Source organism: Chamaesiphon sp. OTE_20_metabat_361 (genome assembly GCF_031364565.1).
Window position 1 is genome coordinate 1 of the sequence record NZ_JANLWO010000316.1, and the last position, 3,926, is coordinate 3,926.

Annotated in this window: 2 protein-coding genes; both read left to right on the forward strand. The window is 49.5% G+C overall.

The window, feature by feature from the left end; translation table 11 throughout:
• The coding region (locus RMO35_RS09340) for an amino acid adenylation domain-containing protein (protein WP_309740501.1) at positions 1–2,295 on the forward strand (2,295 nt) is incomplete at its 5' end.
• 9 nt (positions 2,296–2,304) lie between these two features.
• Positions 2,305–3,744 carry an oligosaccharide flippase family protein gene (locus RMO35_RS09345; RefSeq protein WP_309740503.1) on the forward strand — a complete coding sequence of 480 codons (1,440 nt, stop codon included), beginning with the start codon at positions 2,305–2,307 and terminating at the stop codon, positions 3,742–3,744.
• Positions 3,745–3,926 lie beyond the last annotated feature (182 nt).

Genomic DNA, 3,926 nt, shown 5'->3' on the forward strand with positions numbered 1-3,926 from the left:
GATGCGGGAGTCGCCGTGATGCTGACTACAACAGCCGACAGCGCCAAACTACCCCCACAGCAGTTTAAGGTCATCTGCCTCGATGCCGACTGGGACGACATTGCCACCGCTAGTGCCGCCAATCCCGATCTATTGCTGCGATCGACCGATCTAGCTTACGTGATGTATACCTCTGGCTCGACGGGCAAACCCAAAGGGGTCTGTATCCCCCATCATGGCGTCGTGCGACTGGTGAAAGCGACCGATTATGTTGACTTTAGTCCCGATCGGATATTTTTGCAGATTGCGCAGATAGCCTTTGATGTCGCTACCTTTGAGATCTGGGGGAGCCTCCTCAATGGTGCCAAACTGGTCTTGTATCCTGGTGACAAGCCCTCGCTAGCCGAATTGGGTCAACTGATCGCCCGCGAGCAAATTACGACCCTGTGGCTGACAGCAGGGCTGTTTCATTTGATGGTAGACGAACGACTGGCGGATCTCCAACCGCTGCACCAACTGATTGCTGGGGGAGATATCCTCTCTGTTCCGCACGTCCAGAAAGTACTAGCGACTCTCACCAATTGTCAGTTAATTAATGGTTATGGGCCGACCGAAAGCACGACTTTTGCGACTGCTCATCCGATCGCCAGCCTCGACCCCCTAGCGACTTCTGTTCCCATCGGTCGCCCGATCGCGAATACTCAAGTTTATCTGCTCGATCCCGATCTCCAACCCGTCCCGATCGGGATTCCGGGCGAACTGTACATCGGCGGCGCTGGTTTAGCCACTGGTTATCTCAATCGTCCCGAATTAACCGCCGAAAAATTTATTCCCAGCCCGTTTGCGATCGGTGAAAAGCTCTATCGCTCCGGCGATAGAGCACGGTATCTTCCCGATGGTAATATCGAATTTTTGGGACGGATCGACAATCAAGTCAAAATTCGCGGCTTTCGGATCGAGCTGGGCGAAATTGAAGTTGTCCTATCGCAGCACCCCAGCGTGCGTGAAGTCACCGTTATCGTCCGCGAAGATCGATCGGGCGATAAACGCTTGGTTGCCTATGTAGTACCGTCCCAGCAACAGCCCACCGAGCGGGAACTGCGAGCCTTCCTAGAGTCCAGATTGCCAGATTATCTCATTCCCACGGCGATCGTCATGCTGACAGCCCTACCACTCACAACTAACGGCAAAGTCGATCGTCGCGCCTTGCCACAGCCAGAGACTCGCCCAGAGCCGGAAGCCAAGCTGCTAGAGCCTCGGGACGATCTAGAACGTCAGCTCACCAGCATGTGGGAGCAGGCACTCGGCGTCCACCCGATCGGGATTAGGGACAATTTCTTTGCCCTCGGCGGTCATTCCCTGATTGCCGTGCGGCTATTTGCCCAAATCGAGCAAATTTGGGGTCAAAATCTCCCCTTGGCAACTTTACTCCAAAAACAAACGATCGAGGAGCTAGCGACAGTTCTCCGTCAGGAAGCACCATCTGCTGCTTGGTCGTCACTAGTCCCGATTAGGGCGGCGACGCCGGGACACGATCGCGACATCAAATCGCCCAAACCACCGTTATTCTGCATCCATCCAGTCGGTGGCAATGTACTCGAATACTATGCCCTCGCCAATTATCTCGACCCCGACCAGCCCGTCTACGGACTCCAGTCCCAGGGACTCGACGGCAAGCCCGTATTTCGCCGCGTGGAAGAGATGGCGAGCCACTATCTCCAAGAAATTCGCACTATTCAACCCCACGGCCCGTATTTTCTGACTGGCTACTCTTTTGGTGGCTTTGTCGCCTATGAGATGGCTCAGCAATTGGCTGCCCAGGGCGAACAGACGGCACTACTGGCCCTATTAGACAGTAGTGCGCCCAATTTGCCGCACCTCCGCCCATCATTTTTCCGGGCGGTGGGAGTGCATTTAAATAATCTCTCTCAACTCACACCGCAGGAGCGATCCAGTTATATTATGGGCAGGATCGATTATCGATTGAAAGCCAATAACCAGCGCGAATTTCTAGCTCAAAGCTTGTACAAACGCGAAGATCTGACACCACAATTACTTACTGTTTTAGATGCTAATCTCGAAGCTGGCGAGGAATACGTCGCACGATTTTATCCCGGATCGTTGACGCTGTTGCGCTGCCAAGTCCAGGATCTAGAGCATTGTCTCCACGATGAATTTGGCTGGCGAGATTTGGTTGAAAATCTGGAGATCCAGCAGATCCCCGGCCCCCATTCGAGCATGTTAAAAGAGCCTCGGGTCGCTACTTTAGCCGCAAAACTCAAAGATTGTTTAGCACGATCTCAGGCGAGTATTTAATTAAATTATATGTCGCAACAACGCAAACTAATCGGTAATTCGGCATCGATGCTGCTCAATCGCCTAACTCAAGGGATTGCTACCTTTGTCTTGAGCGCGGCGATCGCGAGAACTCTAGGCGCGTATGCCTTGGGTCAATATTTACTCGCGATTAGCTACTACTATATTTTTGTCAGCATTACCTCTCAAGGTTTCAAAACCCTATTTACCCGCGAAATAGCGCGCGACCCGGATGCCACGCCTGTATATTTGGTAAGTGGTACTTTATTACAGTTGCTAGTTAGCCTAGTTGGCTACGCGGCAATGGTGGTCATTATTTATCTGTTACCATACAGCCGCGATACCTCGATCCTCTGCTGTGTCATCGGTTTTACGGCGATTCCCTTTGCACTCTCTAATATTACCGAATCAATTTTTCAAGCCCGCGAGCAAATGCACTCGATCGCGCTGGCGACAGTGCCAGTGTATATATTGCGCTTAATTGTGATGCTCTGGATGATGCAAACCAGACATCAAATCATCGATGTCGGCATTATTTTAGTAATTTCAGAAACTCTAATTCTGGCGATCGAATGGCTGATGCTAGTCAAGATCGTCCCGCCCCAATGGCAAATCGATCGCGATTTTATGTGGAATATTATCAAAACTGCTAAAACTTTGTTTGCGACTGAAGGATTGGGAATGATCGCTGCCAAAATTGATGTCTTGATTCTTTCCTTACTCGGTAGTGAAGTCCTCATCGGTCTCTACGGTTCGGTGATGCAGCTACTTCAGCCCTATACGATCGTCTCTAATAGTCTCAATTTAGCCGCCTTTCCGCGCATGTCCAAAGCGGTCGATCTCGGGCGGGATATCCAGCGACAAGAGGCCGAAAATACGATTATTACCTTACTATGTATCGGTTTACCATTCTCGATCGGGACGATATTTTATGGCAAAGATTTATTATTACTGATTTATCAAAACCGAGATTTTTCCCAGGCAGCGGTGATTTTAAATTTAATGTGTATCTCGATGACGATCGCCACTTTTTCGCAAACCTTTGGCTATGTCTTAATTGCTAACGGCTTAGAAAAGTTTAATCTCATTGAAGTAGCAATCACGACGACAGTGGGCGGACTGTCGGGCATATTTTTTATTACCAAATATCAATTAATGGGAGCAGTATTTATGAGCTTAATCATGGCTACTACTAATTTTAGCGTCCTCGGTGCTGCCGTCCATCAACGGATCTTTCCGCTCCGCATTTTGCGGATCTTACGATTGCCGCTACTGATTAGCGGTTTGATGGCGATTGTCTTCTTGCTGCTGCAAACTATGCAGCTCAATTTCTTATTGACACTGAGCCTTGCTGTCTGTGCTTACGCTATTTTAGTTGCGGCGGTAATGGTACATGAATTAGGTGGCATAGATCGCGTCCGTCAATCGATTGTCAACTTGCGATCGTAAATTTAATCAGGCGACCTAACAATATCGAGAATTATGACCAGAATTAAAGTCGCCTTAGTACATTTTTGCTTTGAAGATTACACGATCGAACTTGCCAATAGTTTGTACGAGCTAGTCGATCTCACCTTGATTCAACCTCAAAAGGTGGCAGCATATTGTCGGAGTTCGCTCGATCCTCGGAT